This is a genomic window from Agromyces sp. MMS24-K17 (assembly GCF_043950245.1).
Lineage (GTDB): Bacteria > Actinomycetota > Actinomycetes > Actinomycetales > Microbacteriaceae > Agromyces.
Genome location: NZ_CP171640.1, coordinates 378,664 through 396,092, shown reverse-complemented (window position 1 = coordinate 396,092; position 17,429 = coordinate 378,664). Strand labels below are relative to the sequence as shown.

The window sequence follows — 17,429 nt, the reverse complement described above, 5'->3', positions numbered from 1 at the left end:
GTTCCGCTGCCGCGGACGCGGCGGGCGGGCAGCAGCTCCGTGCTGCATGCCCGATGCAACACCCGTGCGGATGTCCCGCGGCCGGTCCTCACGGTTCCCTAACGGGTGCCGTCGCGATCCAGACGCCGCGCTGACGCTACGGTGGACTCGTGCCCGCCCTCGACCTCTTCGGCCTCGTCGTCGAGGTGCTGTCGTGGGTCGGGCTGGGCGCCGGGCTCCTGCTGCTCATCGCCGCCCTCTTCGCCCGCGCGGCCGACTCCGGATGGAGCGAGGTGCACGTCGTCGTGGTGCCCGGCGCGGACGGCGAATCGACGGCGCGCTGGTTCGCCGGGGGCGACCTGCATGAGCGCCCGCTCGACGAGCACGACATGCACGCGATCGCCGACCTCGAGTCGGCGACGGGGTGGGCCAACGGCGGCCGCCTGCGGTTCGAGCGCCGGAGCGGCGCCTCACGGGTGCTCGGCCTCCTCGCGATCATCCTGCTCTCGGTCGGCCTCGTCGCGACCGTGCTGTCGCTCGTGCTCAGCCTGACGGCCGGTTGAGCTCCTCCCACTCGCGCATGATCTCGGGCATGCGCGCGTCGATGAACCGGTAGAACCGGGACATCTCGCGGGCCCGGCGTGCGCCCGCAGCATCCTCGTCGGCGATCGCGTCGGCGGCCCGGTCGCCGAGGTCGGCGATCACGCCGTACACCGGGCTCTTCGCCATGAGGGCGGTGTACCAGGCGTCGTCGAGGAACTCCCAGCGGTCGCGACGGCTCCCCGGCTGCGGCACCCGGTGCAGGATGCCGATCTGCTCGAGGTAGCGCACGGCCCCGGAGATCGCGGCGGCGCTCACGCCGAGCTGATCGCCGAGCTCCGACGCGGTGAGCCCGCCGGCGTCCGCCACGAGCAGCGCCATCAGCACCCGGGCGGGCATCCTCGGGAAGCCGGCCGCGGTGAGGACCGCAGCCGACTGCTCGACCGCGGCCTTCAGGCCCTGCTCGTCGCGTGGCATCCGTTCAGTCTCCCATCCGCGCGGCGGGCGCCCGGCTCGCGCCGGGCGCCGCGCGCTCACCCGCCGGAGGCGAGCTCCCGCCGTCGCATCGACCAGACCGCCACACCGCCGGCGGCGAGGGCGATGACGAGCATCCAGAGACCGCCCGTCCAGTCGGTGTCGCCGCCCGACGGTACGGGAGAGTGCGCGAACGGCGACAGGTCGACGAGCCATTCGGGGAATCCGAGGATCGGTCCCCACGTGCCGAGGATGGCGCCGAGTCCGACGGCCGTCCACCCGACCGGGATGGTCGCCCGCGGCAGGAACGCGAACACGAGGAGCGTGAGGCCGAGGAACACGAGGCAGGCGGGCAGTTGCGCCGCAGCGGCCTCGACCACGTTCGGGATGAGCGACTCGGGGTCGGCCGCACTGCTCGCGCCCGCGACGCCCGCGAGCGCCGACGCCGCCAGCACGACGACGATGACGATGACGCCGACGATCGCGTACTCGAGCAGCCAGCGCACGCGCGGCACGCGGGTGCCGAGCACGAGCTCGGCGGTGCCGTGCGCCTCCTCCTGCCTGGCGCGGATCCCGACCTGGATCGCGCAGCACGCCGCGAGCACCCCGACGAGTCCGTAGAACACGGCGACGAACGCCTCCTCGATCGACGCCGTGCTGCCGACCGCGGATCGGAGCCGGTCGAGCACCTCAGGGGTGTCGGTCGCCGCTTGGTTGATCACCGACGTCAGCGAGGTGGCGAGCAGGCCGGTCGCGATGCCGCCCGCGGTCCACGACAGCAGGATCGACGTGTTGAGCCGCCAGGCGAGGCCGAACGAGCTCGACAGCACCGGGCCGGCGGTCGCGCGGCCGGCCCGCCCGGCCACGAGGCTCGCGCCCTGGTCGCGCACCGCCTGGAGGCCGAACACCACCGCGATGAGCGCGGCGGCGAAGCCGAGCGGCACGAGGAGCGGGGTCAGGTCGTTCTCGACGTAGGCGCCCGTGAACTGCCCGTACCCGATGGGCGACAGCCAGCTCGGCCAGGCGGGCGTCACGTGGAGCAGGTCGTCGGAGGGCGTGCCCGCGGCATCCCCGATGCCCCGCAGCAAATAGGCGGCGAGCACGAACGCGACCGACAGGCCGTTCGCCGCCCGCGAGGTGCGGAAGAGCTGGGCGGCGAACAGGCCGAAGGCGAGGAACGCGACGCCGGAGGCGGCCAACGCCGCACCCCAGACGAACGAGCCGGCCGGTTCGAGTCCCTGCCCGATGAGCGCGAGGGCGACGAGCAGGCCGAGCGCGACGTTCGCGAGCACGCCGTGCACGACGGTCGCCGTGGTCGGCAGGATGCGTCCGGCGGGCGTCGCGGCGATCGCCTCGGCGCGGCCCTGCTCCTCCTCCTGGCGGGTGTGGCGCACCGCGAGGAACGTGCTCATGAGCCCGCCCATGAGCGCGAGCCAGGCGAACAGCAGGAAGAACGCGAACGCGCCCTCGTCGACGCCGTTCGGCGTGCCGCGGAAGATCAGGATCGTCCGGGTCGCGATCGCGACGCCGAGGATCTCGCGACGGTCGCTCTCCTCGCCGTACGTGTCGTACACCGCGTTGATCGAGGCGTACGCGAGCAGGGCGGTGCCGAGGATCCACAGGGCGAGCTGCAGGCGGTCGCGGCGGATGCGCTGCCGGAGCAGCACGAGCAGGGTGCTCACGCCCGGGCCTCCTCCCCGACCGGGGCGAGCTCGTCGCCGTAGTGACGCAGGAACAGGTCCTCCAGCGAGGGAGGCGCGACCGTGAGGCCCTGGACACCGAGGCGGCCGAGGTCGGGCAGCACCGCGGCGACGCGGTCGCTGTCGACGGTGAACCGCACGCGGCCCTCGTCGATCGCGAGGTCGTGGATGCCGGGGATCGCGGTGACCTCGGCCTCCCGGGCCGGGTCGTGCGCGAACGCGATCTCGGTGCGCGTCAGGTGGCGCAGGTCGGCCAGAGTGCCGCTCTCGACGACCTTGCCCGCGCGGATGATCGTCACCCGGTCGCAGAGCGCCTCGACCTCGGAGAGGATGTGGCTCGACAGCAGCACCGTCGCGCCCTCGCGCGCGACGCGGTCGATCTCATGGTTGAACACCTGCTCCATGAGGGGGTCGAGGCCGCTGGTGGGCTCGTCGAGCACGTACAGGTCGGCGGGGGTCGCGAAGGCGGCGACGAGCGCGACCTTCTGCCGGTTGCCCTTCGAGTAGGCGCGGCCCTTCTTGCGCGGGTCGAGCTGGAAGGCGTCGAGCAGGCGCTGCCTGCGCTCGCGGTAGGCGGCCTTGTCGGATGCCCCGCCGCGGAGCCGGGTGAGCAGGTCGATGGCCTCGCCGCCGGTGAAGTTCGGCCAGAGGGCGACATCGCCCGGCACGTACGCGACCCGTCGGTGGAGGTCGGCGGCGTCGGTCCACGGGTCGCGGCCGAACAGGGTCGCCTCGCCGCCGGTCGCGCGCGCGAGCCCGAGCAGGATGCGGATCGTCGTGGACTTCCCCGCGCCGTTCGGGCCCAGGAAGCCGTGCACCTCGCCGGCGGCGACCTCGAGGTCGAGCCCGTCGAGGGCGGTGGTGCGCCCGAACCGCTTCACGAGGCCGCGGGTGCTGATGATGGCGTTCATGCGGCCGACGATACGCCCGATTCACAAATTTGTGAATCTTGCTAACGGAATCCTAACGGGGTCGGCCGGGGGCGGTTTCGACAGGCTCAACCGCCGGTGGTTGAGCCTGTCGAAACCACCGCCGGAGGCATCCGCGCGCGCCACCGGTGGTTGAGCCTGTCGAAACCACCGCCCGCGGTATCCGGCCCGCGCTACTCGAGCGCCGCGAACTTCTCGATGTCACCCTCGCGACCCGACACGATGATGAGGTCGTGGTTCGACACCACCGTCTGCTCCGTCGCGTACGTGAAGGGCTTGCCCGGGCTCTTCACGCCCACCACCGTCACGTTGTGCTTCGAGCGCACGCCCGACTCGGTCAGGTTCTTGCCGCGGATCGGCTTCGGCGGGTACATCTTCACGAGCGCGAAGTCGTCGTCGAACTCGATGAAGTCGAGCATCCGGCCGCTGACCAGGTGCGCGGTGCGCTCGCCGGCCTCGCGCTCGGGGTAGATCACGTGGTTCGCGCCGATGCGCTCGAGGATCTTGCCGTGCGACGCCGAGATCGCCTTCGCCCAGATCTGCGGGATCTTGAGGTCCACGAGGTTCGCGGTGATCAGCACGGATGCCTCGACCGACGACCCCACCGCACACACCGCGATCGAGAAGTCCTGGGCCCCGATCTGGCGCAGCGCGTCGATCGACTTCGCGTCGGCGACGACCGCGTGCGTCACCCGCTCGCTCCACTTCTGCACGAGGGTCTCGTCGGTGTCGACCGCGAGCACCTCGCGGCCGAGCCGGTCGAGCTGCCCGGCGGTGGCGGCGCCGAACCGGCCGAGGCCGATCACGAGCACCGGGGCGTCATGCTTGATGCGGTCAACCAACGATGGGCCTCTCTTCCGGTCGCTTGAACAGCTGTCGGCGCTGGCTGGCGGCGAGCGCCGCGGCGAGGGTCACGGTGCCGACCCGGCCGAAGAACATGGTGAACGCCATCACGTACGCGCCGGACGGCGGCAGGTCGGCGGTGAGCCCCGTCGACAGGCCGCAGGTGGCGAACGCCGAGATGACGTCGAAGAGCACGTAGTCGAACGGCGCCTTCGTGATCTGGAGGATCGCGATCGACGCGGCCGCGACGATCGTCGAGCCCCACAGCACCACGCTCACCGACAGGCGCAGGATGTCGCGCGGGATGCGCCGCCCGAACGCCTCCATCGACTGCGCGCCGCGGGCCTCCGCGAAGGCGGCGAGGAACAGCACGGCGAGCGTCGTCACCTTGATGCCGCCCGCGGTCGACGCCGAGCCGCCGCCGACGAACATGAGCATGCTGCTGACGAGCTGGCTCGACCCGTAGAGGTCGCCCATGTCGATCGTGGCGAAGCCGCCCGAGCGGGTCATCACCGACATGAACAGCGACTGGAAGACCGTCGGGCCGGCCTCGAGGTGCCCGTACGTCTTCGGGTTCGAGTGCTCGAGCAGGGCGAACATGACGGCACCGGCGACCAGCAGGATCAGCGTCGTCGTGAGCGTGAGCTTCACGTGCACGCTCCACTTGCGCGGGTGCCGCCACGCCCGCGCCAGCGCGAAGATCACCGGGAAGCCGAGGCTGCCGAGGAACACGCCCACCATCAGCAGCGACTGCATCCAGTAGTCGTGCAGGAACGGCTCGAGCCCACCCGGGTTCGGGTTGAAGCCGGTGTTCGTGAACGCCATCGCCGAGTAGTAGAAGCTGTACCAGATCGAGTGCCAGCCGTCGTAGCCGACCGCGAGCATGCTCGGGATCATCGCCAGCGCGATCGTGACCTCGATGACGAAGGCGCTGATCGCGACCGTCGCCAGCAGGCCGCCGACCTCGCCGAGGCGCACCGCCTGCCGCTCCGCGACCGGGCCGACGTGGATGCGGGACGGGTTCGTGTCGCTTGCCGCCATGAGCTTCGCCCGAAGGCCGAGGCGGCGCGAGATGATCAGGCCGAGGGTGGTCGCCAGCGTCAGCACGCCGACGCCGCCGATGTTCACGCCGATGAACACGAGCAGGTTGCCGAACGGCGACCAGTACGTCGCCATGTCGACGGTCGCGAGGCCCGTGACGCAGATCACCGAGACGGCGGTGAAGAACGCGTCGTGCAGGGGCGCGCCCGGGCCGGTGCCCGACCGTGCGATCGGCAGCGAGAACAGCAGCGTGAAGATGAGCACGAGGCCGGCGAAGATGACGATCGCGAAGCGCGACGGCGAGTGCTTCACGAACGAGTCGACGGTGAAGCGCACCGTGCCCCACCAGCTACGGGGTTCGAGCCCCCGGAGCGCTGCCGGCCTGGTCCGCCTCACGCGTCCCCCTTCGACGACTCCGAACGCGTGTGTCATGGTACTCCCCGGCCGCACTGGCTAGCCTTGACCCATGGCGGACATCTTCGACGTGGTGGCGGACCCGACGCGGCGGGACATCCTCTCCGTCCTCCTCGATCGCGAGACCAGCGCGCCCCAGTCCGGCGGCGAGATCAGCGTGTCGGAGATCGTCGCGTCGCTGGGCACCAGCCAGCCGACGGTCTCGAAGCACCTCAAGGTGCTCCGCGAGGCCGGCCTCGTCGCCGTGCGCGAGGAGGGGCAGCACCGCTACTACAAGCTCGACAGGGCGCCGCTCGAGCACCTCGAGGACTGGCTCATCCCGTTCCTGGCCGCCGACGCGGGAGCGGATGCCGCGGCCCTCGCCGCGGCCGAGCCGACGTCGGCCCGCCTGAAGGACGAGCAGCGGGCGTTCGCCGAGGCGATCGGCAAGGCCTTCGCCGAGACGGCGCACCAGGTCACCGCCGTGGTGTCGCCGAAGTTCCGCAAGGCCTGAGCCGGCGCGGCCGGGTCAGGCGAGGCGGAGCGCGATCGCGAAGCCGACGCAGGCGAGGACCGACGCCGCCGTCCGCACGTGGTTCCAGGTGAGCCATCCGGCGCGGAACGCGAGCCAGGCCGAGGTGAGCACCTCGTCGTCGTCGGCGGCGTTCGCGAGGCGGTCGTTCGCCGGCATCGTCGCCGCCGCGGTGACGACGACCGAGCCGAGGAGCTGCACCAGCGTCGCCCCGATGATCCACGGCGCGGCCGCGCCGCCCTGACCGAAGACGGCCAGCCCGGTGCAGACGAAGCCGACCAGCATCGTGCCGAACTGGGTGCCGACGATCGGCGTGCGCAGCGACGCCAGGCTCATCGAGCGCATGATGCGGGCGGCGGATGCGTGGGGCATCCGGTCGAGGCCCTGGATCACGAAGCCCGAGTACGCGAAGAACACGCCGGCCATCGCCCCGGTGCCGATCACCGCGAGCACCAGCAGGACGACCAGGAACACGCTCATCCGCGCAGGTCCTTCGCCATCTCCAGCTCGAGTCCTCCGGGCGCCAGCTCGTACGGGCGGCTCCGCCCGGTGAAGGCGAAGCCCAGCTTCTCGTAGAACCGGATCGCACGCGCGTTGTCCTCGTGCACCTCCAGCCGGAGGGTGTCGCCGCGGGCGCTCGCCCAGTCCTCGATCGCCTCGAGCAGGGCACGGGAGACGCCTGCGGCGTCGCCGCGCCGATCGGGGGCGACGAATACGCCGACGAGGAGCGGGTCGGAGGAGGCATCCGGCACCCACCCGCCCATGTGACCGACCCAGCGCTCGCCCTCGATGGCGACGAAGGATGCCTGGCCCGGCGTCTGGCCGCGCAGGGCGCGGTGGCGCCAGACCGACTCGTCGAGCGCGAGCGCGTGCTCGAGGGTCTCGCCGTAGGCGATCGGGGTGTCGCGGAGCATCTCCAGGCGGAGTGCGCGCACGGCCTGCCAGTCGTTCTCGCGGGTGGGGCGGATCACGAGTTCGGCGGCGGACATCCTCCGAGGTTAACGCATGCCGCGAGCGGGGTTCGGGGCTCGGGAACGGCGCGGCCGGCGAATCCGGTAGACTACTCCGAGGCTTTCCCGCCACCGGTCGTGCACACGCGGTCGGCTCGATCTTTTTCTGTGAGGTTTTGATGGGTTCCGTCATCAAGAAGCGTCGCAAGCGCATGGCGAAGAAGAAGCACCGCAAGCTGCTTCGCAAGACGCGCCACCAGCGTCGCAACAAGAAGTAGTCGCTCGTCGTCGGCCGACCATGTCGGCAGTCGACGGATCCGACTCGCATCGAGCGCTCGGCCTTCCGGCCGGGCGCTTTCTGCATCCCCGGGCGGATGCCTGCCCGCCCGCGCGTACGCTGGAGCGGTGACCGCCCGCACCATCGCCCTCACCCTCGTCGGCAAGCCCGGCTGCCACCTCTGCGACGACGCGCGCGAGGTGGTCACCGCGGTGCGCGAGGAGGTCGCCGCGCTGCCGGACGGCCCCGACGTCGCCTACGAGGAGCTCGACATCCTCCAGGACGAGACGCTCTTCGAGCGCTTCGCCGAGGAGATCCCCGTGGTGCTCCTCGACGGCGAGGTGCACGGCTACTGGCGCATCGACCCGACCCGCCTGAAGACGGCCCTGCTCGGCTGAGGGCGCCGCCCGACTGACGGCGCGCGAGGTCGCGGAAACCGTCGCTTCGAGCGGCGGTTTCCGACGATTCCGGCGATCTCGCGGGGGTGTGCAGGTCGGCGACGAGTCCTCCACGGGTGGGCGGTCACGCCCGGATTCCGCAGATCGGGATGCGGCGCGCAGCGGGATGGGCGACGGATGCCACGCTCACCCGATGCGAACTCCGCGACCGCTCCCGCCGGCCCTCCAGGGGCGCCCGTTCTCCGTCGGTGAAGCCACGGCGGCCGGAGCCACCGAGCGACGGCTGCGCGGTCGCGACCTCGAACGGCCGTTCCACGGGGTCCGGGCGATCGCGGGTTCGGTCGAGACCGTCGAGGCGCGATGCCGCGCGCTGCAGTCGAGGATGCCCGCCGGGCGGATGTTCAGCCACGCGACCGCGGCGCGCCTGCACGGCATCGCGGTGCCGAGGCGGCTCGAGCGGATCGAGCTCGACGTCGCGGTGATCGCGCCCGCGGCCGTACCGCGGGGTCGGGGCGTGATCGGGCATCGAACGACACCGGGGCGTGTCATCCCGGTGTCCATCTTCGGATTGCCGACGGTGTCACCCGAGGACGCCTGGTGTCAGCTCGCGGGAACGCTCGGCGTTCGCGAGCTCGTGGTGGCAGCGGATTCGCTGCTCCGGCGGCAGGCGCCGATCTCCGATCGGGAAGCGCTGGCGGCCGCGATGGAGCGTCATGCCGGATGCCGCGGGCATCGGCGCCTGGGCGCCGCATTCGGCCTGGCGAGGCCGGGTACCGATTCGGTCCCCGAGACCGAGCTGCGACTCGACCTGATCGCGCACGGCCTGCCCGAACCGGCCGTGAACGCGACGATCCTCGACCGCCATGGCCGGCGGATCGCGATCGGCGACCTCGTCTATGCCCGGTACCGCGTGCTCGTCGAATACGACGGCGAGCAGCATCGGACCGACGACCGGCAGTTCGGCCGCGATGTCAACCGGCTCGATGACCTCGCTCGTGCCGGCTGGCGGGTCATCCGCTTCACCAAGCAGCACCGCGGCCGAGCGAGGATCGGTCGGATCGCCCGCGTCCGCGAGGCTCTCGTGGAGGCCGGCTGGCGTCCCGGCAATGCCGCGTGAGCAGGTCGACGCCTCGCGAGGTCGCGCGAACGGTCGTTTCGCGGCCGGGAAAGCGGCGGTTTCCGCGACCTCGCGAGGGAAATCAGGGGGTGCGGGCGCAGCGGAAGCCGATGTGAGTGGTCGCGGTGTCGTCGGACTGCGGGGAGCGGGCGGCGGGGCGGTAGCGGAGGCAGTAGTCGGGGGAGCAGAGGTGCGAGCCGCCCTTGAGCACGCGGCGGGCTTCGCCGCCCGCCGTCTCGCCGCCGACCACTCCGGCGCCTGCCGCCCCGTCGTCGGCTCCCGCCGCCGCGAGCAGGCTCGCCCGCCCGCCGGCATCGACCGCGGCCTCGGCCACGCCGGGTACGAGGTGCCGGGGCGCGTAGCGGTCGGTCGTCCACTCCCAGACGTTGCCGGTCACGTCGTACAGGCCGTAGCCGTTCGGCGGGAACGTCATCACGGGCGACGTGCCGACCCACCCGAGCGCGCCGTCGTTCTCGTACGGGAAGCGGCCCTGCCACCGGTTCACCATCAGCTGCCCGCCGGGCGTCTCCTCGTCGCCCCACGCGAACCGCGCGCCCTCGAGCCCGCCGCGGGCGGCGAACTCGAACTCCGCCTCGGTCGGCAGGCGCTTGCCGGCCCAGTCGGCGTAGGCGGAGGCATCCGCGAAGCTCACCATCACGACCGGGTGCGTCGGCCGCTCGGCGGCGGATGCCCCGGGCCAGCCGGGTTCCCGCCAGCTCGCGCCGGCACCCCAGCGCCACCACTGCCGCCAGTCGCGGAGGTCGACCGGCCCGGTGGTCGGCGCGAACACGAGCCCGCCCGGCACCAGCTCGGCCGGGTCGACGCCCGGGAAGTCGGCCGGTTCGAGCGGCCGCTCGGCGACGGTCACGTACCCGGTGGCGTCGACGAACGCGGCGAACTGCTCGTTCGTCACCGGGTGCAGGTCGATCTCGAACGGGTCGACGATGCGCTCGTGCACGGGCGTCTCGTCGGCCGAGTACTCGGCCGAGCCCATGCGGAAGGCGCCTCCGGCGAGGCGGACCATGCGGGTCGGCGCGACCATGCTGCGAGCCTACGCGCGCCGGACGCGACGACGGCCGGCGGGGCGGATGCCCCGACCGGCCGTCGGACTCGCGGAACGCGCCGGCTAGGGCAGCAGGCGCGTCGGGCCCCGGAACAGGAACGTGGTCTCGCGGATCGACGACTCGCCGAGCAGCAGCATGAGCACGCGCGCCAGGCCCATGCCGAAGCCGCCGTGCGGCGGCACGCCGTAGCGGAAGAAGTCGAGGTAGAAGGCGAGCTCCTCGGGCTCGAGGCCCTTGTCGCGCGCCTGCGCCTCGAGCACGTCGATGCGGTGCTCGCGCTGCGCGCCGGTCGAGATCTCGACGCCGTTGAAGACCAGGTCGTACGAGTTCGTGATCGACGGGTCGCCCTCGCGGCGCATGTGGTAGAACGGCCGGATGCTCGAGTCGTAGTCGGTCAGGAAGACGAACTCGTGGCCGAGCTCCTCCTTCACGTACGCCGAGATCTTCCGCTCGCCCTCGGGGTCGATGTCGGCGTCGGCACGGGGCACCGTGTACCCGCGCTCGGCGACGATCCGCTTCGCCTCGGCGAGCGGGATGCGCGGGAAGGGGCGGGCCGGCACGGTCACCTCCTTGCCGAACAGCTCGCGGATCTCGTCGCCGTGCTTGTCGGCGACCGCCTGGAAGCCGGCGACGAGGAGCTCCTCGTGCAGCGCCATGACGTCCTCGTGCGAGTCGATCCAGCTGAGCTCGGAGTCGATCGAGGTGAACTCCGTCGCGTGCCGCGAGGTGAACGACGGGTCGGCGCGGAACGCCGGGCCGACCTCGAAGATGCCGCCGAAGCCGGCGGACTGCGCCATCTGCTTGAAGAACTGCGGGCTCTGCGAGAGGTACGCGACGGTCTCGAAGTACTCGAGCTGGAACAGCTCGGCGCGCGACTCGGAGGCCGAGGCCATGAGCTTGGGGGTCTGGATCTCGACGAAGCCCTTCTCGATCCACACGTTGCGCAGCGCGTGCAGGAAGGTCGTCTGCACGCGGAAGACGAGCGCCTGCTTCGGCTGGCGGAGGTCGAGGAAGCGCCAGTCGAGGCGCTTGTCGAGCGACGAGTCGGCCGCGATCGGGGTCTCGAGGGCCTCGCTGACGACGTCGAGCGAGCCGATCTTCACCTCGAGGCCGCCGAGCTTCACGCGCTCGTCGTGCTTCAGCTCACCGGTGACGCGCACGAACGAGCCGTGCGACAGGCCCGAGATCGCCTCGGTCAGGGCGAGCGCAGCGGCGGAGCCGGCGCCCTCGGCGGGAGCGTCGTCGGCGAGCTCGCGGGTCGCGGGGTTCACGAGCTGCACGGCGCCGGACTCATCGCGGAGGATGACGAACTGCACCTTCTTCTGATCGCGGACGGTCTCGACCCATCCGGCGACGGTCACGGGGCCGTCTGCGTGGGCGGCGAGCTGCTTGACGAGGGTGCGGTCGGTCACGGGCATCCATCCTACCCGGCCGGATTCGCCCGCTGACCGGGCGGGCGGGCCGCCGCGGCGGCCGCTTCCGCGACGCGGCCCACCCGACCGGCCCGGCCCCGACGCACGGCGGATTCAAAGGGAACCGATCCGTAGACTGGAGCCCGTGCCGGCCGACCAGATCCATCTCGTGCGCCATGGCGAGGTGTTCAACCCGCAGGGCGTGCTCTACGGACGACTCGACGGCTACGGCCTCTCCGACCTCGGCCGCCGGATGGCGCAGGCCGCCGCCGACGACCTCGTCGCCCGCGACCGCGCCGTGAGCGCCGTGCTCGCCTCGCCGCTCCAGCGCACGCGCCAGTCGGCCGACCCCGTCGAGCAGGCCTTCGGGCTCGAGGCATCCGTCGACGAGCGACTGATCGAGCCGGAGAACCGGTTCGAGGGCAAGCGCATGACCGGGCGCGAATCGGCCCTCCGCGACGTGCGCAACTGGGTGTACCTGGTGAACCCGTGGGAGCCGAGCTGGGGCGAGCCGTTCGGTTCGATCGCGACCCGCATGCTCCAGGCGATCGACGACGCATGGCACGCGGCCGACGGCGGCGACGTCGTGATGGTCAGCCACCAGCTCCCCATCTGGATGGTGCACCGCCGGCTGGCCGGCCGCTCGCTCGCGCACGACCCGCGCCGTCGCCGGTGCGCGCTGTCGAGCATCACCACGCTCGAGCGACGCGGCGACCGCTTCGTCGAGGTCGGGTACGCCGACCCCGCGGCCGGGCTCGGTGCCCAGGCGACCGACGTGGGGGCGGTGTGATGCGCGGCGCCTCCCGCGGTGCCGGGTCTCGATACGCTCGCTTCGCTCGCTACTCGACCAGCGGCATGGCGCTCGCCGTGGCATCCGCCCTGCTGCTCACCGGCTGCACCGAGGACTCCCTCGCCGAGCAGTACCGCGAGGGCAGCGGCAAGAACTACATCGCCGGCGACGGGTCGATCGCCGAGTTCTCGGCCGACGACCGGGGCGAGCCGGTCGCCTTCTCGGGGGAGACCGCGCAGGGCGACGTGTTCGACTCGGCCGACAGCGCGGGTGACGTCACCGTCGTGAACTTCTGGTACGCCGGCTGCGCGCCGTGCCGCGTCGAGGCGCCGCTGCTCGAGGAGGCCCGCGCCTCGTTCGACGGCGAGGGCGTCACCTTCGTCGGCGTGAACGTGCGCGACCAGGCGGCGAACGCGGCGTCGTTCGAGGAGCGCTATGGCGTCTCGTACCCGTCGATCCTCGACGTCGAGTCGGGCGACGTGCAGCTCGCGTTCGCGGGCCGCGTGCCGCCGGCCGCGGTGCCGACCACCCTTGTGCTCGATAAGGAGGGGCGCGTGGCCGCCCGCATCCTCGGCCAGCTGCAGGACGCCTCGATCCTCGAGACGATCGTCGACGGCCTCCTCGCCGAGGGCGCCTGATGGGCGCCGGCGAGCTGGTCTTCAGCGGGCAACTGCTGATCGCGATCCCGATCGCGCTCGCGGCCGGGCTCATCTCCTTCCTCTCGCCCTGCGTGCTGCCCCTCGTGCCCGGCTACCTCGGCTACGTCGGCGGGTTCACGGATGCCTCGGCCGACGCCGCGGTCGAGCGCCGCAACCGTCGTCGCCTGCTGCTCGGCGTGCTCCTCTTCATCGCCGGCTTCACGGCCGTGTTCCTCGTGTACACGTCGCTGGCGGGTGCCGCGGGCGCGTGGTTGCGCGCCTGGCAGGACCCGATCACGCGGGTGCTCGGCGTCGTGCTGATCGTCATGGGCCTCGTGTTCGTCGGCCAGTTCACGTTCCTGCAACGCCAGTTCAAGCCGACGTGGCGGCCGGCGACCGGGCTCGCGGGGGCGCCGCTGCTCGGCATCGTCTTCGGCCTCGGCTGGACGCCGTGCATCGGCCCGGCACTCGCGGCCGTGCTGAGCCTCAGCCTGAACGCCGAGTCGGCGTGGCGCGGCGCCGTGCTCGGGCTGGCGTACTGCATCGGGCTCGGCATCCCGTTCCTGCTCGTCGCGCTCGGCTTCGGCTGGGTGACGGGTTCCATGGCGTTCCTGCGCCGGCACATCCGCACCATCAACCTCATCGGCGGGGGCCTGCTCATCGTGATCGGCGTGATCATGGTGAGCGGCCTCTGGACGGCGTGGATGAGCGAACTCCAAGGGGTGATGAGTGGCATCGACCTCGTCCTCTGAGCGTCGCGACCGCGGCGCGCGCGACCGCAGCGCGCGCGACGGCGGCACGCACGACCCGCTGCGCCCGGCCGACCACGTCGACTCGCCCGAGCCGGCCGACGACGACCGCGCACGCGGCGGCGGCTCCGGCTCCGGCTCCGGCGACGGCGGCTCCGGCGACGGCATCACGCAGCCGAAGCTCGGGTTCATCGGCTGGCTGCGGTTCGCCTGGCGGCAGCTCACGAGCATGCGCACGGCGCTGCTGCTCCTGCTCCTGCTCGCGATCGCCGCGGTGCCGGGCTCGCTCGTGCCGCAGCGCTCGAGCGACCCGAACGGCGTCACCCAGTACTTCACCGACAACCCGAACCTCGCGCCGATCCTCGACTCGTTCCAGATGTTCGACGTGTACACGTCGGCGTGGTTCAGCGCCGTGTACCTCCTGCTCTTCGTGTCGCTGATCGGCTGCATCATCCCGCGCACGAAGCACCACCTCGAGGCGCTGCGCGCCCGCCCGCCGCGCACGCCGGCCCGCCTGTCGCGGCTGTCGGCGTACGCCGAGCGGCCGCTGCCCGTCGGCGTCGACGTCGAGACGGCGATCGCCGACGCGACCGTGCGCCTGAAGCGCGCCGGGTACCGGGTGGAGCGGTTCGACCTGCGCGGCGAACCGAGCGTGTCGGCCGAGCGCGGCTACCTCCGCGAGACCGGCAACCTCGTCTTCCACACGGCGCTCCTCGGGATCCTCGTGACGGTCGGCATCGGCGGCGGCTTCGGCTTCCAGGGCCAGCGCGTCGTCGTCGAGGGGCAGTCGTTCGTGAACACGCTCGCCGCCTTCGACTCGTTCAACCCGGGGCGCTTCTTCGACGACGCGTCGCTCGAGCCGTACAAGCTCTCGCTCGAGGGCCTCGAGGCCGTCTACGAGACGCAGAACGCCGACGCGATCGGCCAGCCGATCGACTTCACCGCGAACGTCGCGATCACGACGCAGGGCGGCGACCCCGAGACCGGCACCGTGAAGGTGAACGAGCCGCTGCGCACCCACGGCACCGACGTCTACCTGCTCGGCAACGGCTACGCGCCGACGATCACCGTGCGCGACCCCGACGGGAACGTCGTGTTCGCCGACTCGATCCCGTTCCTCCCGCAGGACGCGAACCTCACCTCGATCGGCGTCGTGAAGGTCACCGACGGGCTCGACGAGCAGCTCGGCATGGTCGGCTTCTTCTACCCGACGCAGGACGTGCTCGACACGGGCGCGTACACGTCGACGTTCCCCGACCTCGTCTACCCCGTCCTCACGCTGAACGTCTACGAGGGCGACCTCGGCATCGACGACGGCACCCCGACCTCGGTCTACGCGCTCGACCCCACGGGCATGACGCAGCTCACCGGCGGCGACACGGGCGTCGACTCGCTCGAGCTGATGCCGGGCCAGACCGTCGACCTGCCGGGCGGCCGCGGCACGGTCACGTTCGACAGCGCCGACCCGGATGCCGCGGACGGCGACTACTCGCACAGCGTGAAGCGGTTCGCGTCCTTCGACATCCACCACGACCCGTCGCAGGGGTGGGTGCTGGTGTTCGCGATCCTCATCCTCGGCGGCCTGCTCGTGTCGCTGTTCGTGCCGCGTCGGCGCATGTGGGTGAAGGCCGCGAAGCGGCCGGGCGGGGCGGTCGTGCTCGAGTACGCCGGACTCGCGCGCGGCGACGACCCGGGCCTCGACCAGGCGGTCGCCGACCTCGCCGACGCCCAAGCGGGCCCGGTCGCGGCTCCGGATGACGGCGGTGCCCCGGCTCAGGATGCCCCGGCCGCGGGCGCGGCATCCGCTGAAGATTCCTCGCAACCCCGGACGTAAGGTAATACGGTGACGTTCACGCTCGACGAGATCTCCATCCTCTGCGTGTACTCGGCCCTGGCCGTGTACGCGATCGCGTTCATCGCGTACGCCGTCGACCTCGCCCGTCGCGGCGCGGTCGCCGCCCGCGCGGTCGACGCCGCCGCGGAGGCGTCGGAGCAGGTGACGGCGGATGCCTCGCCCGAGCCCGCGACCGTCGGCGCCGCGCTGACCGCCGAGCGTTCGGCCCGCGCGGCCCGAACGGGAGCGGCCGCGTCGGCCGGCCCCGCCGCGCCGGCCTCGGGCAAGCGCTCGCGCTGGGCGAGCGCGACCAGCGCCGGGGCATCCGTCGACTACGGCCGCTCGCCGATCCTGCGCGTCGCCGTCGCGATGACCGTGATCGCGTGGCTGCTCCACCTGACCGCGACGGTCACCCGCGGGTTCGCCGCGGGCCGCGTGCCGTGGGCCAACATGTACGAGTTCGCGCTGACCGGCACGCTCATCGTCACCAGCGTGTTCCTGCTCGTGCTGCTCGTCGCCAAGCAGGACCTCCGGTTCCTCGGCACGTTCGTCACCGGCCTCGTGCTCGTGCTGCTCGGCGTCGCGGCCGTGAACTTCTACGTCGACGTCGCCCCGCTGCCGCCGGCACTCCAGTCGGTCTGGCTCGTCATCCACGTGTTCGTGGCGACCTCGTCGGTGGGCTTCTTCGCCCTCGGCTTCGCGCTGTCGGTCGTGCAGCTCATGCAGGCGCGACGCGAGTCGCTGCTCGCCACGGCCGAAGCGGTGAAGAAGTCGTTCCTCGCGACCCTGCCCGACTCGATCTCGCTGGAGAACCTCGCGTACCGGGTGAACATCATCGGCTTCATCCTCTGGACGTTCACGCTCATGGCGGGCGCGATCTGGGCCGAGAAGGCCTGGGGCCGCTACTGGGGCTGGGACACCAAGGAAGTCTGGACCTTCATCATCTGGGTGATCTACGCCGGCTACATCCACGCCCGCGCGACGCGCGGCTGGCGGGGCTCGCGGTCGGCGTGGCTGGCGATCATCGGCTTCAGCGCGGTGCTGTTCAACTTCACCGTGGTGAACCTGTTCTTCAAGGGCCTGCACGCGTACTCGGGACTCTGATCCCGCCTGCGGCACCGCGCCGCGACCGTTCCCGCGAGGCCGCCCGGCGCGGCCCGGTTCCGACCTGTGGACAACGCCGATTCCGCGCGCGTCCCGGTCGGTAGTGTGCGCGTGGCCGGACGACGCCGTCCGGTCGGCGCGAGCACGTTCGTCGTGCTCCGCGCGCTCCGCACTCAGAAAGGGAACGATGAAGTTCACGATCTTCACGAAGGCCGCCCGGTCGCGGTGGGCCAAGCGAGTAACCGCGACGATGCTCGCGGTCGGCATGCTGTTCGGCGTCGGCATGGTCGCGGCGCCGGCCGCGCAGGCCGCGAACGGCGGGTACTGCTCGAAGCTCATCATGAACTGGGGGGCGGGTGACAAGTGGTGGAACACCCCGGCCGACTCCAACCTCAACGAGCTGTGCCGCCTCGACCAGGGCGCCAACTCCATCGCCGTGAAGGCCCTCCAGCAGGGCCTCAACGGCCGCTGCGCCGTGAGCGCCGGGCTCGTCGTCGACGGGGCCTTCGGGCCGGCGACCCGCGCCGCCCTCGTCCGCGCCCAGCAGAAGTTCGGCGTGACCGCCGACGGCATCTACGGCCCGAACACGGCCCGCGCCTTCCTGTGGACCGACGGGTCGGGCGGCTGCCACCGCTACAGCGGGTGACCCTCGGGCGACCGGCCCG

General features: G+C 72.0%; 20 protein-coding genes. 11 read left to right on the top strand and 9 right to left on the bottom strand.

The genetic code is table 11. The annotated features are described in order from the left end of the window. Positions 1-149 precede the first annotated feature (149 nt). Positions 150-542, top strand: coding sequence for a hypothetical protein (locus ACGGZK_RS01690; RefSeq protein WP_395244539.1), 393 nt, complete (start codon positions 150-152; stop codon positions 540-542). Here the strand turns inward: ACGGZK_RS01690 and ACGGZK_RS01685 are convergent. From ACGGZK_RS01685 to ACGGZK_RS01665, 5 genes are all read right to left on the bottom strand, one after another. Beyond that, positions 523-996: a GbsR/MarR family transcriptional regulator gene (locus ACGGZK_RS01685; RefSeq protein WP_395244538.1), complete on the bottom strand. Its 474-nt coding sequence runs from the start codon at positions 994-996 to the stop codon at positions 523-525. The two genes, ACGGZK_RS01690 and ACGGZK_RS01685, sit on opposite strands and share 20 nt — an antisense overlap. 56 nt (positions 997-1,052) lie before the next feature. Then, complete coding sequence (locus ACGGZK_RS01680; protein ID WP_395244537.1) at positions 1,053-2,675, bottom strand: ABC transporter permease; 1,623 nt, start codon at positions 2,673-2,675, stop codon at positions 1,053-1,055. After that, complete coding sequence (locus ACGGZK_RS01675; protein ID WP_395244536.1) at positions 2,672-3,604, bottom strand: ATP-binding cassette domain-containing protein; 933 nt, start codon at positions 3,602-3,604, stop codon at positions 2,672-2,674. Before ACGGZK_RS01675 ends, ACGGZK_RS01680 begins: the two co-directional genes overlap by 4 nt. Before the next feature lie 191 nt (positions 3,605-3,795). Then, positions 3,796-4,464 carry a potassium channel family protein gene (locus tag ACGGZK_RS01670; protein WP_395244535.1) on the bottom strand — a complete coding sequence of 223 codons (669 nt, stop codon included), beginning with the start codon at positions 4,462-4,464 and terminating at the stop codon, positions 3,796-3,798. Beyond that, entirely contained in the window at positions 4,457-5,842 is a 1,386-nt protein-coding gene (locus ACGGZK_RS01665) for a TrkH family potassium uptake protein (RefSeq protein ID WP_395244534.1), read from the bottom strand. The genes ACGGZK_RS01670 and ACGGZK_RS01665 overlap by 8 nt, the downstream gene beginning before the upstream one ends. Positions 5,843-5,972: 130 nt before the next feature. Between ACGGZK_RS01665 and ACGGZK_RS01660 the strand changes: the two genes are divergently transcribed. After that, the gene (locus ACGGZK_RS01660) at positions 5,973-6,413 is read left to right on the top strand and encodes an ArsR/SmtB family transcription factor (protein ID WP_395244533.1); all 441 of its coding nucleotides are present in this window, start codon (positions 5,973-5,975) and stop codon (positions 6,411-6,413) included. A gap of 15 nt (positions 6,414-6,428) precedes the next feature. On the opposite strand, the gene ACGGZK_RS01655 is transcribed toward ACGGZK_RS01660, so the two are convergent. Then, complete coding sequence (locus ACGGZK_RS01655) at positions 6,429-6,911, bottom strand: DUF1772 domain-containing protein (protein ID WP_395244532.1); 483 nt, start codon at positions 6,909-6,911, stop codon at positions 6,429-6,431. After that, positions 6,908-7,420 carry a GNAT family N-acetyltransferase gene (locus tag ACGGZK_RS01650; RefSeq protein ID WP_395244531.1) on the bottom strand — a complete coding sequence of 171 codons (513 nt, stop codon included), beginning with the start codon at positions 7,418-7,420 and terminating at the stop codon, positions 6,908-6,910. The genes ACGGZK_RS01655 and ACGGZK_RS01650 overlap by 4 nt, the downstream gene beginning before the upstream one ends. Before the next feature lie 140 nt (positions 7,421-7,560). Here ACGGZK_RS01650 and ACGGZK_RS01645 point away from each other — a divergent pair, with 140 nt between their 5' ends. The 3 genes from ACGGZK_RS01645 to ACGGZK_RS01635 all read left to right on the top strand — a co-directional run bounded on the left by ACGGZK_RS01645 (position 7,561) and on the right by ACGGZK_RS01635 (position 9,173). Beyond that, positions 7,561-7,659: a 30S ribosomal protein bS22 gene (locus ACGGZK_RS01645; protein WP_003792170.1), complete on the top strand. Its 99-nt coding sequence runs from the start codon at positions 7,561-7,563 to the stop codon at positions 7,657-7,659. Between the two features lie 127 nt (positions 7,660-7,786). Then, the gene (locus ACGGZK_RS01640) at positions 7,787-8,056 is read left to right on the top strand and encodes a glutaredoxin family protein (RefSeq protein ID WP_395244530.1); all 270 of its coding nucleotides are present in this window, start codon (positions 7,787-7,789) and stop codon (positions 8,054-8,056) included. 478 nt (positions 8,057-8,534) lie between these two features. Further along, a complete protein-coding gene (locus ACGGZK_RS01635; protein ID WP_395244529.1) occupies positions 8,535-9,173 on the top strand; it encodes a DUF559 domain-containing protein in 639 nt (212 codons plus the stop codon). Positions 9,174-9,255: 82 nt separating this feature from the next. On the opposite strand, the gene ACGGZK_RS01630 is transcribed toward ACGGZK_RS01635, so the two are convergent. Continuing rightward, entirely contained in the window at positions 9,256-10,215 is a 960-nt protein-coding gene (locus ACGGZK_RS01630; RefSeq protein ID WP_395244528.1) for a formylglycine-generating enzyme family protein, read from the bottom strand. Positions 10,216-10,299: 84 nt separating this feature from the next. Beyond that, positions 10,300-11,655, bottom strand: a complete 1,356-nt coding sequence (aspS, locus tag ACGGZK_RS01625) for an aspartate--tRNA(Asn) ligase (RefSeq protein WP_395244527.1) — start codon at positions 11,653-11,655, stop codon at positions 10,300-10,302. Positions 11,656-11,794: 139 nt separating this feature from the next. On the opposite strand from aspS, the gene ACGGZK_RS01620 reads away from it, so the two are divergent. The 6 genes from ACGGZK_RS01620 to ACGGZK_RS01595 all read left to right on the top strand — a co-directional run bounded on the left by ACGGZK_RS01620 (position 11,795) and on the right by ACGGZK_RS01595 (position 17,410). Then, positions 11,795-12,439: a histidine phosphatase family protein gene (locus ACGGZK_RS01620; protein ID WP_395244526.1), complete on the top strand. Its 645-nt coding sequence runs from the start codon at positions 11,795-11,797 to the stop codon at positions 12,437-12,439. Positions 12,440-12,504: 65 nt separating this feature from the next. Next, positions 12,505-13,077: a TlpA family protein disulfide reductase gene (locus ACGGZK_RS01615; RefSeq protein WP_395244525.1), complete on the top strand. Its 573-nt coding sequence runs from the start codon at positions 12,505-12,507 to the stop codon at positions 13,075-13,077. Beyond that, complete coding sequence (locus ACGGZK_RS01610) at positions 13,077-13,829, top strand: cytochrome c biogenesis CcdA family protein (protein WP_395244524.1); 753 nt, start codon at positions 13,077-13,079, stop codon at positions 13,827-13,829. Before ACGGZK_RS01615 ends, ACGGZK_RS01610 begins: the two co-directional genes overlap by 1 nt. A 58-nt stretch (positions 13,830-13,887) precedes the next feature. Next, entirely contained in the window at positions 13,888-15,660 is a 1,773-nt protein-coding gene (locus ACGGZK_RS01605; RefSeq protein WP_395246019.1) for a cytochrome c biogenesis protein ResB, read from the top strand. A gap of 9 nt (positions 15,661-15,669) precedes the next feature. Continuing rightward, on the top strand, positions 15,670-16,764 hold the full coding sequence (gene ccsB, locus ACGGZK_RS01600; RefSeq protein WP_395244523.1) for a c-type cytochrome biogenesis protein CcsB: 1,095 nt from the start codon (positions 15,670-15,672) through the stop codon (positions 16,762-16,764). Positions 16,765-16,951: 187 nt separating this feature from the next. Next, on the top strand, positions 16,952-17,410 hold the full coding sequence (locus tag ACGGZK_RS01595) for a peptidoglycan-binding protein (protein WP_395244522.1): 459 nt from the start codon (positions 16,952-16,954) through the stop codon (positions 17,408-17,410). Positions 17,411-17,429 lie beyond the last annotated feature (19 nt).